The 3,482-nt window shown below is 66.6% G+C and carries 5 protein-coding genes; 2 read left to right on the plus strand and 3 right to left on the minus strand.

From position 1 onward, the window contains the following. Positions 1–627 (plus strand): 7-carboxy-7-deazaguanine synthase (gene queE / locus sphsw_RS16380; RefSeq protein ID WP_081874389.1); only part of this gene is annotated, 627 nt, incomplete at its 5' end. 57 nt (positions 628–684) lie between these two features. Here the strand turns inward: queE and sphsw_RS16385 are convergent. From sphsw_RS16385 to lipB, 3 genes are all read right to left on the minus strand, one after another. Then, positions 685–1,392 (minus strand): hypothetical protein, encoded by a 708-nt coding sequence (locus tag sphsw_RS16385; protein WP_031441566.1) that lies wholly within the window; start codon positions 1,390–1,392, stop codon positions 685–687. Positions 1,393–1,671: 279 nt separating this feature from the next. Then, on the minus strand, positions 1,672–1,920 hold the full coding sequence (locus sphsw_RS16390; protein ID WP_031396007.1) for a hypothetical protein: 249 nt from the start codon (positions 1,918–1,920) through the stop codon (positions 1,672–1,674). 91 nt (positions 1,921–2,011) lie between these two features. Then, positions 2,012–2,734 carry a lipoyl(octanoyl) transferase LipB gene (lipB, locus tag sphsw_RS16395; protein WP_268745775.1) on the minus strand — a complete coding sequence of 241 codons (723 nt, stop codon included), beginning with the start codon at positions 2,732–2,734 and terminating at the stop codon, positions 2,012–2,014. Positions 2,735–2,903: 169 nt separating this feature from the next. On the opposite strand from lipB, the gene sphsw_RS19960 reads away from it, so the two are divergent. Beyond that, a partial coding sequence (locus tag sphsw_RS19960; RefSeq protein WP_052380989.1) for a hypothetical protein occupies positions 2,904–3,482 on the plus strand: 579 nt, incomplete at its 3' end.

Here is a 3,482-nt window from a genome sequence, read left to right on the forward strand (position 1 = left end):
TACGCGGTCAAGGAAATGTTCCTGACACTGCAGGGCGAGGGCGTGAATGCCGGCCGCCGGGCGGTGTTCGTGCGCTTTGCCGGGTGTAATCTTTGGTCGGGACGCGAACAGGATCGCGCGACCGCGGTCTGCCGGTTCTGCGACACCGATTTCGTCGGCACCGACGGGCTGGGCGGCGGCAAGTTCGCCGATGCGCGTGCGCTGGCGGACGCGGTCGCAGGGTTCTGGGGTGCGGGAACGCAGGACCGGTTCGTCGTGCTGACCGGGGGCGAGCCGATGCTCCAGATCGACGATGCGATCGTCGATGCGCTTCACGCGGCAGGCTTCCGGATCGCGATCGAGAGCAACGGCACGCTGCCGGTCCATCCCGGCATCGACTGGGTGTGCATCAGCCCCAAGGCGGGTAGTGTCGTCGTCCAGCGTCACGGCGACGAGCTGAAGCTGGTCTGGCCGCAGCCTGGTACCGACATCGCCGATATCGAGACATGGGACTTCGTGAACCTGCTGCTCCAGCCGCTCGACGACCCGCAGGCGGCTGCCAATCGCGATGCCTGTGTCGCGCTGGTGATGGAGCGTCCGCAATGGCGTCTGTCGCTCCAGACGCACAAGATGCTGGGGCTGCGCTAGGCCGTCTTCCCGCTCCGGCAGGGAAAGCCCCCGGCTCAAGGGCCGGGGGGTAATCGTTCAGCGGTTGGCGATGCCAACGCCCGCCGCGGGGGGCCAGTCGAGCGCGCCGCACTTCTTGGCGACCCATTCGGCCTTCTTGTTCCAGCAGATCGGGTCGAGCCGCGGCATCTTCACCCGGTCGCGGCCGATATAGCGCGGGAAACGCTGTTCGCCCCAGGGGATCAGGCTGTTGCGCAGCTCGCGCGTGCGCTGCAGCGTCAGATCGCCGAACTGGCCGCGCGGCGTGAACAGCGCGTCGCGGCCGATCGACGCGGTCGTCTGGCAAAAGCCATATTGCGCGGCGACGGTCGCGAAGTTCGAATAGGTCCGCGTGCCGAACTGGTCGAGCGCAGCCTGGCCGGCCTTGACGCCCTTGGCCTTGTTGACGCGCAGGAAGTATTTGCCGAGCGTGTCGAAGGCGCCCTGCAGTTCGGTACCGTGATCGGCGAGGATCGCATTGTAGTTCGACACCGTCAGCAGCGTCGGTTCGAACTGGCACTGGAGCGCCGCGACGTTCAGCGCCGCGCGCATGTGCCAGACCATAGCCGCGCGCTTCTCCGCGCTGGTGGCGTCGGGCATCGCCTGGCCGAGATCGGCCTCGTCCCCGGTCACCGCCGGCGCGGAGAAATCGCGTGATTGCAGAAAAAACTGGGCCGAGGCGGGCTGAGCCAACGCCATCGAGCCGCTCGCCGCGCAGAGCGCCAGCGCAGTACGCACCATCTTCATTCCCAACTCCCCGGGCATTCCATGCCGAGATTTCTAAAGCGTTTCTTGCCAACTCCCAACTGTTTTGAGGGGCCCTGCAGCCGATCGTGGCTTCGAGTACGATCCGGGCCGCAGATTTCCGTCGCAGCCGAAACGAGATCGCGCATCGCGGCCGATCGACCAGGCTCGGGATGGCATCGCGCATCCCGCCGCCCAGCGGTCGACTTGGCCCCAACGACAAGGGGCCGCCCGGTTTCCCGGACGGCCCCCCGCATCACATAATCTTCCGAAACCGGAAAATTACATCATGTTGTTGGTCATCATGGTGTCGTTCGACATCATCGTGTCGTTCGCCATCATGCCGTCGTTCATCGCGCCGTCAACGGCGGTCATGTTGTCGGTCATCGTGTCCATGCCTTCGGTGGCATTCATGTCGGTGACCATCGTGTTGTCGGTCGTGGTCTCGGTCTTCGGACCGCATGCCGAAACGGCAAGCGCTGCGCTGGCGATCAGCGAACCGGTCAGAACCTTGGAGATGAGTGAACGCATTTGGAAGCTCCCTAGATAGAGGATTTGGTAGGCCTGGAGGCCAGGTATATACCCAAATCGTAGTGGACATTAATCTGTAAAGGCCTGGCCCTCAAGCCTCGTTTTCTTGAGCCAAAGAAAGTGTTTCAAGGAACACGCCGCTCGTCAACGTCAGGGCAGCGTCAAAAGTTGCCATGTCGACCTTCGTGCCCAGCGATTTCAGGCTGGTAACGGGGTATTCCGCAAGGCCGCACGGCACGATTCCGCCGAAATGCGTCAGGTCAGGATCAATATTGACCGCAAAACCGTGCAGCGTCACCCAGCGCTTCACGCGCACGCCGATCGCACCGATCTTCGCCTCGCGGCCGCCGAGATTGGGATCGCGCGTCCAGATGCCGACACGGCCCTCGACCGAAAACGCGGCGACGCCAACCTCGCCGAGCGCCGCGATCACCCAGTCCTCGACCGCGTGGACGAAGCGCCGGACGTCGCGCCCGCGTCGGCCGAGGTCGAGCACCAGATAGCCGATCCGCTGCCCCGGCCCGTGATAGGTGTACTTGCCGCCCCGTCCGGTATCGAACACGGGAAAGCGCGGATCGACCAGGTCGACCGGATCCGCACTCGTCCCCGCGGTATAGACCGGCGGGTGCTCGAGCAGCCAGATCAACTCGCGCGCATCGCCTGCGGTCACCGCGGCGGCGCGCGCCTCCATCTCGGCGAGCGCGGTGGCATAGGGGGTCAGGCCGGTATCGGTCCGCCATTCGAGCCCGTCGAGGCGCGACGGCGGATCGGCGGGCGCGTGGCGGCCGGAGGTCGGGAAGGGGAAAGCGGTCACGTGACCCATCTGCGCACTCGCCGCCGGTGATGCAAGCGGGCGGGGGCCTGCGATGCCGGCTGGCCCAACCGTCGCGGGAGTGGTCAAGGCCTGGGGCTTGGGCTACGTCGCGGCGGTATCGGGCATGCGTGCCAGGCGGCGAACGGGGAACAGGCGGATGGGAAGAGGCGTGAAAATCGGCACGGTCTGGGATCGTACCACCGAGGTGCTGTCGGGGCGTAGCGGCCAGATTGCGGCGGTTGCGTTGCCGACCCTGGTCCTCCCGCCGGTCGTCAACAACGCGCTCGTCCTGCTCGTCCCGCCGCAGCCGGCGGTGCAGCTCGTCGCCGGCATCGTCGCCGTGGCGTCCGCGTTGCTCGCGATCCTGGGGTCGCTCGCGATTCTCGCGCTGGCGACGCAACCCTCGACCGGCCGCACCGACGCCTATCGTCAGGCGTGGGCGCGGCTGCTGCCCGCGCTCGGCGTGTCGCTCGTCGTCGGACTGATCGCGCTGGTTCTGATGGCGCCGGTGTTCATCGCGCTGATCGCGTCGCATTTCGACTTCGCCGCCGCGTCCGCTGCCGCCAGCGCGCCCGCGCGAATGCCGCAGCTGCCGCGTGCGACGGCGATGTTCGTCGTCCTCTACAGCCTTGCGCTGATCCTGCTCGCCATCTGGGCCAGTGCGCGGCTGATGCTGCTGACCGCGGTCGTGCTCAACGAACGGCTCGGGCTCGGCGCGATCCGCCGCTCGATCGCGCTGACCCGCGGG

The sequence above is a fragment of the Sphingomonas sp. FUKUSWIS1 genome (assembly GCF_000733135.1).
In the GTDB taxonomy this organism is placed as follows: Bacteria; Pseudomonadota; Alphaproteobacteria; order Sphingomonadales; family Sphingomonadaceae; genus Sphingomonas; species Sphingomonas aerolata.

Coding starts and splice junctions, on each gene's coding strand:
- sphsw_RS16385 (WP_031441566.1), bottom strand. CDS start 1,392: ATGAAGATGGTGCGTACTGCGCTGGCGCTCTGCGCGGCGAGCGGCTCG.
- sphsw_RS16390 (WP_031396007.1), bottom strand. CDS start 1,920: ATGCGTTCACTCATCTCCAAGGTTCTGACCGGTTCGCTGATCGCCAGC.